The 16764-nt window shown below is 59.6% G+C and carries 13 protein-coding genes; 8 read left to right on the top strand and 5 right to left on the bottom strand.

The window, feature by feature from the left end:
- Nucleotides 1-32: 32 nt before the first annotated feature.
- Nucleotides 33-1601, bottom strand: a complete 1569-nt coding sequence (locus tag GRI91_RS15465; RefSeq protein WP_337190393.1) for an ABC-F family ATP-binding cassette domain-containing protein — start codon at nucleotides 1599-1601, stop codon at nucleotides 33-35.
- Between the two features lie 166 nt (nucleotides 1602-1767).
- Complete coding sequence (locus GRI91_RS15460; RefSeq protein WP_160737599.1) at nucleotides 1768-2079, bottom strand: hypothetical protein; 312 nt, start codon at nucleotides 2077-2079, stop codon at nucleotides 1768-1770.
- Nucleotides 2080-2428: 349 nt separating this feature from the next.
- On the opposite strand from GRI91_RS15460, the gene GRI91_RS15455 reads away from it, so the two are divergent.
- The 3 genes from GRI91_RS15455 to GRI91_RS15445 all read left to right on the top strand — a co-directional run bounded on the left by GRI91_RS15455 (nucleotide 2429) and on the right by GRI91_RS15445 (nucleotide 7201).
- Nucleotides 2429-3613, top strand: coding sequence for a helix-turn-helix transcriptional regulator (locus GRI91_RS15455; RefSeq protein ID WP_160737598.1), 1185 nt, complete (start codon nucleotides 2429-2431; stop codon nucleotides 3611-3613).
- A gap of 107 nt (nucleotides 3614-3720) precedes the next feature.
- Nucleotides 3721-4956: a serine hydrolase domain-containing protein gene (locus GRI91_RS15450; protein WP_237437952.1), complete on the top strand. Its 1236-nt coding sequence runs from the start codon at nucleotides 3721-3723 to the stop codon at nucleotides 4954-4956.
- 49 nt (nucleotides 4957-5005) lie between these two features.
- A complete protein-coding gene (locus tag GRI91_RS15445) occupies nucleotides 5006-7201 on the top strand; it encodes a TonB-dependent receptor (RefSeq protein WP_160737597.1) in 2196 nt (731 codons plus the stop codon).
- A 100-nt stretch (nucleotides 7202-7301) separates the two neighbouring features.
- On the opposite strand, the gene GRI91_RS15440 is transcribed toward GRI91_RS15445, so the two are convergent.
- Nucleotides 7302-8195, bottom strand: a complete 894-nt coding sequence (locus GRI91_RS15440; RefSeq protein WP_160737596.1) for a LysR family transcriptional regulator — start codon at nucleotides 8193-8195, stop codon at nucleotides 7302-7304.
- A gap of 108 nt (nucleotides 8196-8303) precedes the next feature.
- Between GRI91_RS15440 and GRI91_RS15435 the strand changes: the two genes are divergently transcribed.
- The 4 genes from GRI91_RS15435 (at nucleotide 8304) to GRI91_RS15420 (ending at nucleotide 11507) form a co-directional block, all read left to right on the top strand.
- A complete protein-coding gene (locus tag GRI91_RS15435) occupies nucleotides 8304-8612 on the top strand; it encodes a hypothetical protein (protein WP_160737595.1) in 309 nt (102 codons plus the stop codon).
- A gap of 165 nt (nucleotides 8613-8777) precedes the next feature.
- A complete protein-coding gene (gene nhaA, locus GRI91_RS15430; protein WP_160737594.1) occupies nucleotides 8778-10007 on the top strand; it encodes a Na+/H+ antiporter NhaA in 1230 nt (409 codons plus the stop codon).
- Complete coding sequence (locus GRI91_RS15425) at nucleotides 10004-10951, top strand: calcium/sodium antiporter (RefSeq protein WP_160737593.1); 948 nt, start codon at nucleotides 10004-10006, stop codon at nucleotides 10949-10951. Before nhaA ends, GRI91_RS15425 begins: the two co-directional genes overlap by 4 nt.
- Before the next feature lie 52 nt (nucleotides 10952-11003).
- The gene (locus GRI91_RS15420; RefSeq protein WP_202385627.1) at nucleotides 11004-11507 is read left to right on the top strand and encodes a hypothetical protein; all 504 of its coding nucleotides are present in this window, start codon (nucleotides 11004-11006) and stop codon (nucleotides 11505-11507) included.
- Nucleotides 11508-11515: 8 nt separating this feature from the next.
- Here the strand turns inward: GRI91_RS15420 and GRI91_RS15415 are convergent, their stop codons facing one another.
- Together GRI91_RS15415 and GRI91_RS15410 are read right to left on the bottom strand one after the other, a co-directional pair.
- Entirely contained in the window at nucleotides 11516-12505 is a 990-nt protein-coding gene (locus tag GRI91_RS15415; protein WP_160737592.1) for a GSU2403 family nucleotidyltransferase fold protein, read from the bottom strand.
- 174 nt (nucleotides 12506-12679) lie between these two features.
- Complete coding sequence (locus tag GRI91_RS15410) at nucleotides 12680-14863, bottom strand: TonB-dependent siderophore receptor (protein ID WP_160737591.1); 2184 nt, start codon at nucleotides 14861-14863, stop codon at nucleotides 12680-12682.
- A gap of 369 nt (nucleotides 14864-15232) precedes the next feature.
- Between GRI91_RS15410 and GRI91_RS15405 the strand changes: the two genes are divergently transcribed.
- Nucleotides 15233-16753, top strand: a complete 1521-nt coding sequence (locus GRI91_RS15405; RefSeq protein ID WP_160737590.1) for an MmgE/PrpD family protein — start codon at nucleotides 15233-15235, stop codon at nucleotides 16751-16753.
- Nucleotides 16754-16764: the final 11 nt, after the last annotated feature.

Genomic DNA, 16764 nt, shown 5'->3' with positions numbered 1-16764 from the left:
AAGAGATTCAGCCAGCGACCAAGGCGCACGGATTAAAGCTCCACGACCCGCTCGATTCCGATCCTGTGCAGAAAAGACCGGTCGTGGCTGACGACAATCAGGGCGCCATCGAAATCCCGCAGAGCATTTTCCAGCAGCTCGACGGTTTCTATGTCGAGATGATTGGTCGGTTCATCCAGCATGAGCAACCACGGCGCAGCCATACCGCCAAGCGTAACGGCCAGATTGGCGCGCAGCTTTTCGCCGCCTGAAAGCGTGCCGACGAGCTTGCGCGCCGCGTCATTTCTAAAGGCGAAGCGGGCACAGAGAGCGAAGGCACTTTCCGCGTCGAGTTCCGGGTGGAAGGCACGGATATTATCGACGACGCTGGCCTCGCTATCGAGCATCCCGGCATGCTGGTCCAGCAAGGCAATCCCGCCCTCGCTCCGCCAGACCCGGCCTTTGACGGGGGCAAGCAGCCCGGCGGCTATCTTCAGCAGGGTTGTCTTTCCTGCGCCATTCGCCCCTTCTATGGCTATCCGCTCCGGCCCCTCGACATGCAGGCTCCATGGGCCAAGCCGCTTTGCGCCATTCTCGGCCTCGACACCCTCCAGCGCCAGCACGCGCGCGCCTTTCGGCAATCCACTTTTGGGCACCTCGATCCTTATTGGCGTCACGATTTCGGATTTTGCCCGCGCCTCATCCTGACGTTTCCTGGCGTCGTTAATGATGCGGTCTGTGACCCAGCGTTCCCTTCTGCCGCTATTTTCCGCTCGCTCTGCCCGGGCATCGAGCAGGATCTTCGGTTCCGATTTCCGCGCGGCGAAGGCGCGGCCTGCCTTGTCCCGTCGTGCCTTGGCTTCCACTCGCGCCTGAGCCGCGCGCTCTGCCTGACGAAGGGCCGACGCGGCGCGCGACTTGTCTTCGGCCACCCGATCTCTTTCCCTTTCGCGCGCCTGTTCAAAGTCTGACCAGCCACCGCCAAAGCTGCGTATTCCGATGGGGGTAAGCTCGACGATACGGTCCATATTTTCCAGCAGATCACGATCATGGCTGGCGACAAGCACGCCGCCGCGCCACTCGCGGATCAATTTCCCGACCATGCTGCGTCCTGCCGCGTCGAGATTGTTGGTCGGCTCGTCCAGCAGCAGCAGGTCAGGCTTTTCCATCTGCAAGCGCGCAACGCCGATGCGTGTCCGTTCGCCGCCGGACAAAGTGCCAAGGCGCCTTTCAAGCGGCATTTGCGGGAGGCCCACCAGCTCAAGCGCGTGCGCCATGCGCTCTTCCAGATTCCAGTCAGCGCTGGCGAAATCATCAGCGGTGCCGTTCCCGGAAAGAATGCGGCGCAGTGTTTCGGCCGGACGAGCGATGCCCAGCGCCTCGCCAAGGGTCCAGCTTGCCGGCAATTCCTGCTGCAGCAAGCCGGCCGAACCCGACAGGCTGATGGTGCCAGAATAGGTGTCACTTTGTCCTGCGATCATGCGCAGAAGTGTCGATTTGCCGGAGCCATTGCGCCCGACCAGCCCAACCCTTTCTGTATCGAGGAAAAGGGTCAGATCACGAAATAGGGTGCGTCGATCAGCTGTGCGCGCCGACAGCGCGTCGAGAGTGAGAAGAGCCAAAATAGAGAACCACATTATTCAACAGGAAAGAACAGATTTGCTTGTTGATCCTGTTGTTCACGTCGGTTCTCCTTATCTGGCTCCCCCATAGATATGATCGGCTGTCACCCCGATCAACCCGGTGTCGGTGCCGCGCTATTCCCCAGCGCGGCCCGAAGCTTAGGTGTCAGCCCACGGGTTCGGCATTTTCAGTGCGGTATGCCAGCCCTTCGCCAGTGCCGAGATCTTTGCCCCCCGAAAAAATCTCATCCAACCGGGTGCAGACATCCTGACGGAAAGCATCCCGGCGGATCGACCGCGGGGCTGTCAGGGCAATCTCGTCCGCAATGGCGGTCTTGATCCGGCCCACGGCGTCATCGCTCAGCACGCCAGCCAGCTGCAATTCCTTGCAGAGCTGTACCAGCCCGATCGCTGTTGCCTGTGCGCGCAGGCCCACATCTTTCAGTTCATAATGCAGATTGGGGTTATCTGTTGTCATGTTCCGTCTCTCTCCATCACTGGCCTCTCGCGCGTGGCGCGCGGCCCTATGGGATCAGGATAGCGCAAATAACGCCAATTTTCGATCCAAAAATCGACCTGCCGCCTCCATGAAACAGCCACCCCGCCGCCGCCCCTAAAGATGGCCCATAGGGATGGAGGCAAAGCAGGTGTGAACTTTGTCCTGAGCACCGCGCGGGAAGCGACGCACAAATACAGCAAAAAACACCTGTTTCGTTGTAAATGACCGAGCTTGAGTTCGTTCGAAAAGGCAATAGTCTGAACACCATAGGTCGACGGCATCGATTCAAGAATGCAGCGGCCGGGAGGATTGGAAAAAGGTGGGAAGAATGACTGCATTCGTCTCAGATATATTGCTGGATCTGTATGCCTGTCCGGCGGAGCCTCAGCGATGGCCCGCGCTGCTGGACCGTTTATGCCACAATCTGGGCGCGCGCAGCGCAGCCTTTCAGATGTTTCGCAACAAGAATGGCGTATTGGACCAGATCTGGGCCGTGCGTGACAGCTATTCCCTCGAACATGCGGCACAGCATGATGCTTTGGTCAATAACAGCGCCAATCCCCGGCTTGATCTGAACCAGGCGGGCGGATTGGAGCCGCATAGAATCCTGCAGGACGGCGATTATATTCCCCGCGATAATCAGAGATTTGTCGCTTTGCGTGATCGCCTGCGCAAGATCGGTCTGGGGGAATCGATCACCTTGGGCCTGATGGGAGCAGGGGGGCACCCCTTCGCCCTGATCCTGCACCGCGCCTATGGCGATGGGCGCGCTTTTACGCGTGAAGATCACAAATTGCTGCTGGAACTGGCGCCGCATTTCGACCGCGCGATGCAACTGGCCGGAACGCTGGAGCGAAACCGTCAGGATAGCGAGCAGAGCGACCAGATTCTCGACGCGCTCAATCTGCCACTGCTGGTGTGTGATGGCATGCGGCGGATCGAATGGGCCAATGATGCCGCGCGGCAGATCATGGATCAGTCTCCGCATTTCCTGCGCAGCCTTGGTGAAAAACTGTTGCTGCAGGACCGCGCGGAAGCGGACAGGCTCGATCAATTGCTGCGCGTGAGCGGGAATGATGGCGACCCGGAGCGCGCCAATATCCGCACCATAGCGCTGGGGCACGGTAGCGCGGAAGAAATGCATATCATGGTGCGGCCACTGGGTGAGGGGCAGCCGGACGGCCAGCTACGGCACTTGCTGCTGCTGAAGGAACCGCGGCGCTGCCCGGTCATCGATCCGCAGTTTATCGCACCGCTTTTCGGGCTGACCCAGGCGGAATCGCGGGTGGCATCATCGCTGTGTTCCGGCCACACCTTGCGCGAATATGCCCTGCAGCGCGGCATTGCGGAGGGGAGCGCCCGCAACCAGTTGAAGCAGGCGCTGTTCAAGACCGGATCGCCGCGTCAGGCCGATCTGGTCCGGCAAATCTGCCAGTCCGTGCTGACGCAGCTCACACCGCCCACGCGCTCGGCCGGCCCCGTGCGCCCGGCACCGGGGCGCAAACCGCATTGAGAGTTCGCTCGACCACAGCGCTGCAAAAGCGGGTTTCATATCCCAAATGGGACTAATCGGCTGACCGCAGCGCGCGTATAGTTTCTTCCATAAAAGGGAGAAACTATATGAAAAAGAGGATGCATCACTGGCTCCTGCAGGCGGCGACCGCGCTGGCCATATGCGCTGTACCGGGCGTGGCAACAGCGCAGACCGAGTTACCGCCGCAACTGACGCAGGACCCGCAATCGGACGTGCCCATCGCCATCCAGCAATTGCGCTGGGTGATGAATGATGCGGATGTCAACGCGCTGACATTTCGCAGCATGGATACCTTGTTCACCACGCGCAGCGTGCCACGCTCCGGCCCCATCTGGCACCTGCCGCGTGAAGACCATGCGCTGAATTATACCTATGACTATGACGGGCAGAGCTACACGCCGAAGCAGTTTCTCGACCGGACCTATACCAATGCTCTGCTGGTGATGAAAAACGGCCATATCGTTTACGAAAATTACCGTAACAACACCAATCCGCAGACCCGTTTCATCGGGTGGTCGATGACCAAATCGCTGACCTCCATACTGGTCGGCATCGCGTTGCAGGAAGGGCGGATCAAATCGCTCGATGACCGGATTGAAACCTATCTGCCGGAACTCAAGGGCGGCGGCTATGAAGGCGTTACCATTCGCCAGCTTCTGCAAATGCGATCAGGCGTGGATTATGAAGAACGCTATGATTTCGCCCATCCCGGCGCGGCGGCGAAAAACCACATCAATGCGCTGGTGAAGAATGTCGCACGTTTTGCCGATCCGGCGCGGACCATAAAGCGCGTGGAGACACCCGGTAAAACCTTCGAATATAGAACGCTCGATACCGCGGTTCTGGGCTGGTTGCTCGAACAGGTAAGCGGCGGCAACACGCTGGCCGGTTATATGACACAGCGCTTGTGGGAACCGCTGGGGGCCGAGAGTGACGGCTTCTTCATCATGGATGGCCCGCCGGGTGTGGGCCGCGAATTCAATGGCGCGGGTTACAACGCCACCTTGCGCGACTTTGCCCGGGTCGGATTGATGATGATGCAGGGCGGCCGCGCGAATGGGCATCAGATCGTGCCGGAGGATTGGGTCAAGATGTCCACCGCGCCGACCGAAGGCAACGGTGAAGGCGGCTATGGCATGCAATGGTGGACCTTTGGCGGAGGCGCTTATTCCGCGATCGGGTTGCAGGGGCAGTATATTTATGTCGACCCCAAGACCGAAACCATCGTGGTGAAGCTGAGCTATTTCCCGCCGGGCAATATGGCCGCTTCAGACGAGACCGCTGCCTTTCTGAAGGCAACCTCGGCCTGGTCCCCGGAATAAGTAAACCAAGTACATAAAAACAAAAAAGTAATACTATTGGGAGGTTTGTATGTTTCGCATTCTTGCGATGAGCAGCACTGCGCTTGTCAGCTGCGTTCTGGCGGTTCCCGCCTTGGCCCAGGACAGCGCCGCGCCGCCAGTGGTGAATATGGGCGGGCTCGACGAAATCGTCGTGACCGCCCAGCGCCGGACCGAAAATCTGCAAAATGTCGCAGTTGCCGCCAGCGCCTTCAATGCCGATGATTTGCGGGCGAAGAATATCGCGGACATTTCCGATCTGGAGGCTGCCGCACCTGCTTTGTCGATCACTGATGCCGGGATTACGCAGGCCGTGAATATTCGCGGCATCGGGCTGGCCAGCAATTCGCCCAATGTCACGGCGGGCGTGGCCACCTATGTCGACGGGCTGTTTCAGCCCCCGATCGTGCAGGCCAACAGTTTCTTCGATCTTGCCAGCATCGAAGTTCTGCGCGGGCCGCAGGGCACATTGGTCGGTTCCAACTCCACCGGCGGCGCGATCTTCATCAATTCGCAAAACCCTGAATTTGACCGGGTGGGCGGTTATGTTCGGGCCGAAGCGGGCAATCTTGACCGCTATGGCGCAGAAGGCGCGATCAACCTGCCGCTGGCGCCCGATCTGGCGTTCCGCGCCGCGGGTATCTTCACCCGGCGTGACAGTTTTTACAAAGATGTCGGGCCGTTTGATAATGATGCGGGACGGCTCAATGAAAAGGCGGGCCGCGTTGGACTGCGCTGGAACCCCGGTTCTTTCCAGGCCTTGCTGAAGGCGCAGCTCAATGATCGGCGCACCGGTGGCTATGCCTATCGCCCGATCGCCGGCACGCAGTTCGGCCCCTATCGCGAAGGCGATATTTATACGCTGAGCTACGACACGCCGACCAGCCTGCATGAACGGGCTTTCATCACCAGTCTCGAATTGCGGCAGGAATTTGATAGCGGCACGGTGCTGCGTTCACTGTCCGGCTATCAATATAAACGGATCAGCGGCTTTCTCGATTTTGACGGCAGCCAGGCCCCGGTGAGTGTCGGGGGCGAGATCGTGCAGGATTATTTCGCCGGAGAGCGGCAATATAGTCAGGAAATCAACCTGATCTCCCCCGAAGGCCAGCGCTTTGACTGGATCATTGGCGGTTATTTCCAGCGCAATGATATCACTGTGCGGATCTTTGAAAATCAGGCAGGCTTCCCGACCGATATCACCCCGGACAATCAGCGCACGACCACCGGCATTTTCGCCCAGACGGGCTATCGCATCGTGCCGGATGTGAAGCTCGAACTGGGTGTGCGTTATTCGCATTACAAGGCGACGGGTGAGGGCTTCGTGCGGATTGGCCGCGGAATACCGGGCTTCCCAGCGGATGGTCAGATTGTCAGCGATCTGGGCGGTTCGCATAAGGATGGCCGCGTTACCGGCAAGGCGGCCATCAATTGGGACGTCGATGACGACAATTTGCTCTATGCCTTCGTTGCGCGCGGATACAAGCCGGGCGGATTCAATTCGCAGATTTCCGAATTCAGCCCGGAAATCGTGTGGAATTATGAAATCGGGTGGAAAAGCAGCCTGCTCGATCGCCGCATCCGCTTGCAGGTCGATGCTTTTTACAATGATTATTCGGATTTCCAGTTCGAAGTGCTCCAGCCTGCCACGGGGACGACCGGCGTAGAAAATATCTCCGAAGGGACGATCAAAGGGGTGGAGGCGCAGCTTCAGGCCAAATTCGGTGGTTTTTCCTTCGATGCGAGCGGGGCCTATGTGGATTCCAAGCTGGATGGCCTGACCTTTGTCAATCAGCGGCTCATTCCCGGTGGCACTCTGGGCCCGCAATGCCCCGCGGGCACGCCGTCAAACCCGCCGGTCTGCTATGATTACAGCAGCGCCATCGTGACGACGGATGGCGGGCCGAACCTCTATTCGCCCAAATTCACCGTCAATCTCAGCGCCAGTTACGAAGCATGGCTGAATGATGAGCTGACGCTGACCCCACGGGTGAATTTTGCCCATACGTCAAAACGCTTCACCTATCTGGCTTATTCGCCGGTTTCGGACCAACTCCCCGCGTTCGATTTGGTCTCAGCGTCGCTGACGCTGGCGAAGGGGGATAGTTTCGTCGAATTATACGGCACGAACCTGACCAAGGAGAAATATGCTGTGGGCCAGTATAATATGAATGAATTCTATGGTGCGCCGCGCGAATATGGCGTGCGGATCGGCACCAGTTTCTGAGCGAACCGGCCGCAGGGCGCGCGATTGCAATGTGCGTCCTGCGGCATTTTCATGAAATCAGGCCGATCCGCCCGCAGATTTGGGCGCGCAGGCAAGGCATTCAGAGCACCTGTGCGGTCTGGCGAATCCTTTGCGCGATTTCAGCATGGCTTTTATGCCCCGCATCGGCGCGCCACACGGCCGAGACCGGGCGGCAGGCCGACCATCCGCCGACTTGCAGATGCTGCACCACATTGCGCCCGCCAACGGCAGAGCGCAGATAGAGATCGGGCAATATCGCAATCCCCATTCCCGATGCGACCATCTGGCACAGACTGTCGAGGCTGGAGCCTTGGTAATCGGCCAGCAGCTCCATCGAATGATGGATGCATTGTTCGGCAATCATATGCTGCAACACATGGCCGCTGCCCAGTCCAAGCACTTTGGCCCCGGCCAGATCGGCGCAGGAAAGACCAGATTTCAAGGCCAGCGGATGATCGGGTGCCGCCACCAGTCGCAAAGGTTCATCAAACAGCGCAACCGTCTCCAGATCCTGACTGCGGACCGTGCCGGTGGCAATGATGAGATCCAGCGCCCCCCGGCGCAGCAAGGGCAGCTGGTCATCCAGCATACCCTCCACCAAATGCAGCCGCATGGCGGGAAAATCCCGGTGCAATCCGGCGACGATTTCGGGCATCAGATAGGGGCCCAGCGTGGCGGAAATGCCCAGACGCACGATCCCGGCAACGCCGACACTGTCCTCGCTCGCGAATTTGCGGATTTCATCGATGCCCAGCAGGATGCGCCGCGCACGGCTGACGATTTCGCGGCCTATCGGGGTCAGGCTGACCGGTGATGATTTGCGCTGCACCAATTGGGCACCAAGCCGCGCCTCCAGCGCCTGCACCTGCTGCGTCAGCGTGGGTTGAGACACGCCCACAGCCTGAGCGGCTTTGCGGAAAGTGGCATGATCGTCGAGCGCGACGAGATATTCGAGCTGGCGCAGTTTGGGCATGGTCAGCATGATAGTAAAAACCTATCACTTTTACCATCATCAATCGATTGGACATTACCCCGCCGCCGTCACATCTTTTGCTGGACGACACAGGAGAAGGACCGATCAATGCCTCAGAACCGACAGTTGGAACGCGATCTGACGATTGAAGTGGCAAGCCGGTTGCATCTGATCACGACGGATCGGAAAGCAGGGCGCAGAAGCATGTTGCGGCGGATGGACGCGCTGCGCGATGATCTGCGGGCAAAGCTTGATGACTATGCCGCCACCATCGGCCAGGCGGCGCGTGATCTGCTCGAATTCCGAATGTTGCAGCAAATCAGTCAGCAACGCCGCTCGATGCTGAAAGCGGCGATGCCGGGGAGGCGCTTAAAGCTGGCATTCGATAGTGGCCGCGCGCCTTTTTCGCCCGGCTGAAACGCAATCCGGACAACATGCAGGCAGTAGCCGGGCCGGACAGGGGAAGCCGCCGGCCCGATCCACGAATTCTTTGCGCAACCAGATAGCGGTAACATCGTTACCTTAAGAATGGTCGCCTACCGCTGCATGGTAATCTTCCTGTTTAAGGAGCCCTGACGAACGATGAAGGCTATAGCAAAAGCACCGATCGCCATTCTGGAGGCTCTCCGGGATTTCATGCGGATCGAAGCCGCCGGCGGCATCCTGTTGATGGGTGCGGCGGTGGCCGCGATGATCGTGGCCAATACGCCCTTTGCGGATGGATATTTTGCGGCCAAGGCCAGCTATATCGGGCCGCTGACGCTGTCTTACTGGATCAATGACGGCTTGATGGCGCTGTTCTTCCTGCTGGTCGGCCTCGAAATAAAACGCGAATTTCTGGAAGGGCAACTATCCACACCCACGGCCCGTATCCTGCCCGCTTTAGCGGCGGGCGCGGGCGTTGCCGTGCCCGCGATCGTGTTTGTGATGATCGCCGGGGGCGACCCTGCTCTGGTGCGGGGCTGGGCCATTCCGGCCGCGACCGACATCGCCTTCGCGCTGGGTGTGCTGGCACTGCTCGGCAGCCGGGCCCCGGCGTCGCTGAAAATTCTGCTGACGGCGATTGCGGTGATCGATGATCTGGTGGCAGTGCTGATCATTGCGCTGTTCTATACGGCGGAGCTGGCGCTGGTCCCGCTGGGCCTCGCTTTTGCTGGCATCGCCGTGCTGATTCTCTGTAACCGCGCCGGTGTGCGGCATCTGGGCATTTACGGCATTGTCGGCCTCGCCATCTGGGCTGCGGTGCTGGCCTCGGGCGTGCACGCAACGCTGGCCGGTGTGGCGGTGGCGCTGACCATTCCGCTCAAACCCAAGCCCGTGCACAAGGCGGCTACCCAGACGCCGTCCGCAACTGCGGACGAAAGTGGCGGGCATTCCCCGCTGCACAGGCTCGAACATGGGCTTCACCCGTGGATTGCCTTTGGCATCATCCCGCTATTCGGTTTCTTCAATGCCGGTGTGGCGCTGGGCGGAATGTCCGGTGATGCGCTGGTTTCCCCGCTCCCGCTGGGCATTGCGCTGGGCCTGCTGATCGGTAAGCAAGTCGGCATCTTTGGCGCGATCTTCGCGGCGGTGCGCGGCGGCTTGTCGCCCATGCCCGAAGGGGCCGGGTGGAGCCATATTGTCGGCCTCGCTTTCCTGTGCGGCATTGGCTTCACGATGAGCCTGTTTATCGGCGGTCTGGCCTTTGATGATCCCGCACTGCAGGATCTGGTACGGGTTGGCGTGCTGGGCGGATCGATCATCGCCGGACTGGCCGGTTTTGCGATCCTGTTCTTTGCCGGCCGGAATGAGGCCAAAGAACCCGCATGATCCTTTCGATAATTCTGGTGGTCGCCGGCTTGGCCGCGCTGGTTGGCGGCGGGGAGCTGCTGGTCCGCGGGGCCACCGGGCTGGCGCTGAAGGCGCGGCTGTCCCCCTTGGTCATAGGGTTGGTGGTGGTCGGTTTCGGCACTTCGATGCCCGAATTGGTGACGAGCGTGGAGGCCGTTCTGGCCGGATCGCCCGCCATCGCCTGGGGCAATATAGCCGGATCGAACATTGCCAACAGCCTGCTGATTCTGGGCGGCGCTGCTATTGTCGCGCCGATCATCATTCCGCCGGGCCGCGCGCTGCGTGATCCGCTGGTCGGCTGCGGCGCGGCACTGATGCTCTTCACTCTGGCGGCAACGCGTATGGCGGATCTGGCGATTGGCCTCGCCATGCTGGCCGCGATGTTTGTCTATCTGTTCTATTGCCTGCGCAGCGGACGCCGCCATGCGCAAAGTGCCGATGCCCTTGGGATCGAGACAGAGGAAGTGCCTACTGGCTGGGTCGGTCCGGTGCTGCTCACCCTGCTGGGCCTAGCTGTCCTGATCGGCGGCGGGCAGATGCTGGTGTCCGGCGCGATCGATCTGGCGGAGCTTGTCGGGATGAGCGAGACGGTGATCGGCCTCACCGTGGTGGCAATCGGCACGTCACTGCCCGAATTGGTGACCGCAATCGTGGCCGTGCGCAAAGGGGAATCCGAGCTGGCCTTTGGCAATGTTGCAGGGTCGAATGTTTACAACATCCTCTTCATTGGCGGCTCCACCATGACGCTGGCGCCGGGGTCGCTGCCGGCGGATATGCTGCCGGTGGATCTGGGGGTGATGGTCCTGTCGGCTTTTGCCATTCTGGGCTTTGTCGTCTTCAGCCGCCACATATCACGCCTTGCAGGCTTTTTGCTCCTGACCTGTTATGCAGGCTACCTGACATTTCTGGTTATATCTGCCTGACACTATACCGCTGCGCTCAAGGTTATCCGCCCGTAATTGACGAGGATATGAAGTGATAAAATTTCTGTTTACCGCCCTGCTTCTTGCCGCGGCCTCTCCGGCTGCTGCGGATGGATGGTATTTCGAGGCGTCTCTGGAAGGTGGTGCAGAATTCTGGACCTACACGAATGCAACTGGCGAGGTCAGCCCGCGCCGGGTACGCGGCAATGAAATCTGGATCACGCGTTCGGATATGGTCAATTCTCTGGGAGAAGGCGGGTCTTGCAGCTTCGATAATTGCAGCGTTTCAGTCACTCTGGGCGGTCAGGTGCCGACAAAGGGCGCCGACGTGAAGATCAGTTTCTCCAATGGCCAAGCCTATGATTTCGCTGCCAGCGGGATGAGTGACGTTCTGTTCGACAATTACACCACCGCCGGCATGGGCATGACCAACCGCTTCGTGCAGAATATCCGCGCAGCCCAATGGGTCGAAGTCAGCTTCGACGGTAAGTCACACAAATTCAGCCTTGCCGGCTCAAGCCAGGCCTTGGATGCAATCCGTCCCTATCTGCGATAGCCGCGTGGTCAGTTTTTCTGGTCGTGTGTTGATTGCCAATCGGCAAAAATCGGCGCCAATTCTGCCGGCAGCTGGCTGGCAAAGGCATCGTCCAATTTATAGAGCGGCATCGCCTCGCTGATCGTATCAAGCAAGGCCTTGCCCTGCGTGAGATCCTTGCGGCGTTTCAGCGGATTGCGTTTATCCTGCGCGCCCAGCCATAATTTATGCAGCGCGAACCAGCGCGGATCGGGGGCAATGATGCGCGCGGGCGTGCCATCCCGGCAGGGGACGACCTGATCCACCCGGCGTCCGGGAAGCAGCCATTCCTGTTCCGGCAGCGGCACGGGTTTGGGCCGGTCCGTCATGGCGAGCGTGGCGGCGCGGGAAGGGGCGACCAGCAATTCCACTTCATAAGCCTTGGCATTGCGTGCCTGAAAATCGCGTTCCGAATTGACGGCAAAAGTCGGATCAACCGCCTTCAGCATCTCCCAGACCAGCGCTTCATCGCCAGCCTCATCCGCCGCCCAAGCAAGATCGAAATCTTCGGTTTCATCCGGCACCCCGATAAAGCTGCCGGCCGCCTCAATCGCATAGGCGGCCATGGCATTGGTGCCCACCACCAGCAAATGACTGCCCAGCAATTCGCGCCGATCGGCCTCGCGCAGGATCGGCCCCGCATCCGCCGATAAGAGCGGCAGCCGCAAAGCACGCGCAATCCGGCTGCTTTCGCTCAGAGTGTCGCTGGCCCCATCTCGGCGCTGTTTGGCCGATTGCTTCGCCGCGCGATAGCTATCGAAGCGCTCCTGTTTGTCATCATCCCATGCGCCCAGACTGGTGCCATTGCCCGACCTGTCCAATATTTCGTAGAGATATTCATAGGCACCAACAGTCTTGCGCCGCAGATCATACGGCAATCGGAACAATTCCCGCTCGGCATCGATCCACGCTTCATAGCGTTGCCGCAAATTGATGAGCGCACGTTCCTGCTCGGCGGAAAAGGGCTGAATAACAGACATGGCGGCGTTTTATCCCACATTTTTCAATATAGCAATAATGTGGGATAAATGGCTTAATCTGGCTGTTCTGCTCGCCATAGAAATGTGGCCGGACGAATCCCGCCCGGCCGCAATCCTTCAATTAGATAAGGGGCCGAAGCGGAACATGCGCCCGCCACGCCGGCCCGGCAAATCCTAAAATGCGTAATTCGCGCTGATCGTGAAGTTGCGCGGTGCGCCGTACCGATATTGTTCGAAAAAGCCCATCTGGCTGTAATATGTGGTGTCGAACAGATTTTCGATATTGCCCTGAATCTGGAAGGCATCACTCACCGCATAGCGCGCCATCAGATTGACCAGCGCGAAGCCGTCCTGCTGGAAACGGAACGGTTCTGTGGTCACCGGATTGCTGCCTTCGGAATAGGCTTTGCTGCGATAGTTCACACCGCCGCCAAGCGTCAGCCCCTCAAGCGTGCCGGGGACGTCATAGGTGGTGAATATCTTCAGCAATTTACGCGGTTGATCGGTATTCACTTCAAAACCGTCCGCATCATCGGCATCGAACTGGCTGTAGCTGGCATTGATATTCCAACCGGGCAGCGGCTGCCCGGTCAATTCCACTTCAAAGCCTTTGCTCGTCACGCCTTCGGCGGCGAAATAGGTCTGCTGCGGCAATCCGCCATCGGGCGGGGTGACCATGATATCAGCCTGTCCGACATTCTCCTGCTCAATCCGGAAGAGGGCAACACTGGCCTGCAGCGCATTGTCGAAGAAGGCGCTTTTCAGGCCAATTTCATAGGCTTTGCCGTCCAGCGGGTCGAGCAGGTCCAGATTGCGGTCCCGCAGGTTCTGAGGCTGGAAGATCTTGGTGAAGCTCGCATAAAGCCGGTGATTGGGGGTAATGTCATACAGGGCGCCGACATAGGGAATGAAGACGTCGTCATCGCCGTAATCACTGGTCACGCCCCAGGCGATGCCTTGCTGTTCCCAGCTTGCCAGACGCCCGCCCAGAATGACCTTGAGCGGGTCAGCCAGGTTAAGCCGCATGGCACCGTAATAACCGGTCTGTTCGATCCGCTCATCTTCGTTGCGCACCGCATCCGTGCCCCAAACAGGCTCATCGAAATCTGCCCCGCCAGCGCCGACGAAGGACACATCGGTTGGCCAGGGGGAGGGCGCCACATAATTGTCCGTATGGCGTTTCAGCACACTGTGCAGCGCGCCGATCACAACTTCATGTTCGCGCCCGAACAGCGACAGGAAACCCTTCAGCTGTCCGTCGAAGCTGTTCTGAACGCTGACGCCATCGGCTTTATAGGGATTGCTGGAGGCGATGGTTCCAGTGGCCTTATCCACCTGGCCGTAAAGATAGAGCAGCTCGCTATCATTGGTGTTTTTCAGCCGGTTATAATTCGCGGTAATGCCCCAATTATCGCCAATTTGCTGTTCGATCGTCGCAAAGATGTTCTGGTTGGTGGTGTTCCAATGCGTCCAGTCCGCCGCCACACTTTGCGAGCGTTCAAAATCCGTCACGCTGCCATCGGTGTAGAATGTCGGCAAGGCGCCCCACAGCGCACCGTCGGGCTTGCCTTCCTGATGGCTGATCCCCGCGCGCACCAATGTGCTGTCGGTAAGATCGGCATCGACCACGCCATAAAGAACGAATTTTTCATTATCATACAGGTCGATATAGCTTTCGCCCTGCTCATAACGGCCCACCGCACGCAGACGGATGCTGCCATCGTCGGTCAGCGCCCCGCCGATATCAGCCGAAGCGCGAAATGTGTCCCAACTGCCCCCGCTGGCCGTGACATAGCCGGTCAGTTCCCTGGCATCGGCATGTTTGCGCACCAGATTGACCGAGGCTGAGGGATCGCCCGCACCCGACAGCAGCCCGGTTGCGCCGCGAACGATTTCGACCCGTTCATAGATCGATACGTCGATATTGGTTTCGCCATTGGACCCCGCCAGCGTCCATGCCGCAGGCACACCGTCTATCTGGGTGTTGCGGATCTCAAAACCGCGGGCGTAGAAATTATTGCGGACATCATCCACTTCATTGACGGCGACGCCAACGCTGTTGACCAGGACTTCGGCCACGCTGATCAAATTCTGGTCGCGAATCCGCTGCGCCGTCATGATGCTGACCGATTGCGGCGTTTCCCGGATGGTCAGGCCCAGTCCGGTGGCTGTGTCGATGGCATCGGGCAGGGTATAGCGGCCGTTGACGATGATCTCATCATCCTGTGCCTCGGAAGTGCCGGACGAAGTCCCCGTTTCCGCGCGCTGCATATCGTCATTCGCCACGCTTTGCGCGGCGGCGGGCATGGCAAATGTGCAAAGAGCGGCGCCTGCGAACCAGTTGAATTTCGAGATCATTGGAAAGGCCCCATTTCATCGGAATCTGAATTGAGGCCCAGCTAAACCAAATAGAATGCCACTGCAATGCTATTAGTAATCGTTCGCAAAAAATCCCTCCTGCCAAGCATTATGCGATGTCGCGCTGCGCGTGATGTCCATAGCTCAAGGCGGGTGAAGCCGGGCGTGTTAGTTACAGTTGCAACCTACATACAATGCTCCTAGCCTCGTGACAGAGGATGAAAGGCATATCGCCGGACAGGGCCCGCGCAACGACGCGGGTGCCACCGGCTCTTCTGGCACAGGCATGGCGGCCGCTGAGTTTCAGCCCCTCCATGCCCCCGGAGATGCGCCTTGATTCCAGGAGAGGACATTAAGGAAGCAGGCTTCATGAAATTGCATGATGTGCGCAGTTACAAATCCGCCGAAACACTGAAGCGCGAGGATCAGCTCGCCTGGAAACTGGCCGCTGTCGCCACCGATCCGGTGCCGGTGGAGGATGATGTGGCCGAAATGATCGGCAACCGTGTGATCGACAATGCCGCCGTTGCCGCCGCGTCGCTGGCGCGCCGCCCGGTCCGCTCTGCCCGGGCCCAGGCTCTGGGCCACCCTTCCGCCCATACCGCAGGGGGCGCAAATCGCGGCGCACCGCTCTTTGGAACCGCCGCCACGGTCACGGTCAGCCCCGAATGGGCGGCCTGGGCCAATGGTGTGGCTGTCCGCGAGCTGGATTTTCACGATACTTTTCTGGCCGCGGATTACAGCCATCCGGGGGACAATATTCCACCCGTTCTGGCCGTTGCGCAAAGCATGGGGTGCGATGGCGCGGCGCTGATCCGGGGGCTGGCCGCCGGCTATGAATTGCAGGTCGATCTGGTCAAGGGGATCTGCCTGCATGAACACAAGATCGACCATATCGCGCATCTTGGCCCCAGCGCGGCGGGCGGCATCGGCGCCTTGCTGGGCCTGTCCACCGAGGTGACATGGCAGGCCATTCAGCAGGCCCTGCACACCACCACCACCACGCGCCAGTCTCGCAAGGGCGAGATTTCAAGCTGGAAAGCCTATGCACCGGGCTTTGCCGGGAAAATGGCGATCGAGGCGGTGGACCGCGCCATGCGCGGGGAGGGCGCGCCATCACCCGCTTATGAAGGTGAAGACGGCTTTATCGCCTGGCTGCTCTCGGGCCCGGGCCATGTGTATCACGTGCCTTTGCCCGAACCGGGCGAGGCCAAACGCGCCATATTGGACACCTATACCAAGGAATATTCGGCGGAATATCAAAGCCAGGCCCTGATTGATCTGGCGCGGCGGATGGGGCCGGAAATCGGCGATCTGGAGCAGATAAAGAGCATCCTGATCGAAACCAGCCATCACACACATAATGTAATCGGCACCGGCGCCAATGATCCGCAAAAGATGGACCCGAATGCGAGCCGCGAAACGCTCGACCATTCGATCATGTATATCTTTGCCGTCGCGCTGGAGGATGGTGGCTGGCACCATGAAAAAAGCTACGCCCCGGAGAGGGCACGGCGCCCCTCCACCGTGGCACTGTGGCACAAGATCAGCACCTGCGAAGATCCGGCCTGGACGAAACGCTATCACGCGGCGGGCACCGATAAAGCCTTTGGCGGCAAAGTGATCATCACGATGCAGGATGGCCGGACCATCACCGATGAACTGGCCGTTGCCGATGCCCATCCGGCGGGTGCGCGCCCCTTTGCCCGGCCCGATTACATTCGCAAATTCCGCGAGTTGTCGGACGGGATCATCGAACCGGCCGAGCAGGAGCGTTTTCTGTCGCTGGTCGACCGTCTGCCCGCACTTTCGCCCGAAGAGGTCACGCAGCTGACCTTCACCGTTCCTGCCGATCGCCTGGGTGAAGACAGCCCGGCGGGTATTTTTTGAGCGCGGAGGCA

The organism is Altericroceibacterium endophyticum, assembly GCF_009827595.1.
Lineage (GTDB): Bacteria > Pseudomonadota > Alphaproteobacteria > Sphingomonadales > Sphingomonadaceae > Altericroceibacterium > Altericroceibacterium endophyticum.
Note: the sequence above shows the minus strand (reverse complement) of the source record. Positions and strands in the feature narration are given on the sequence as shown.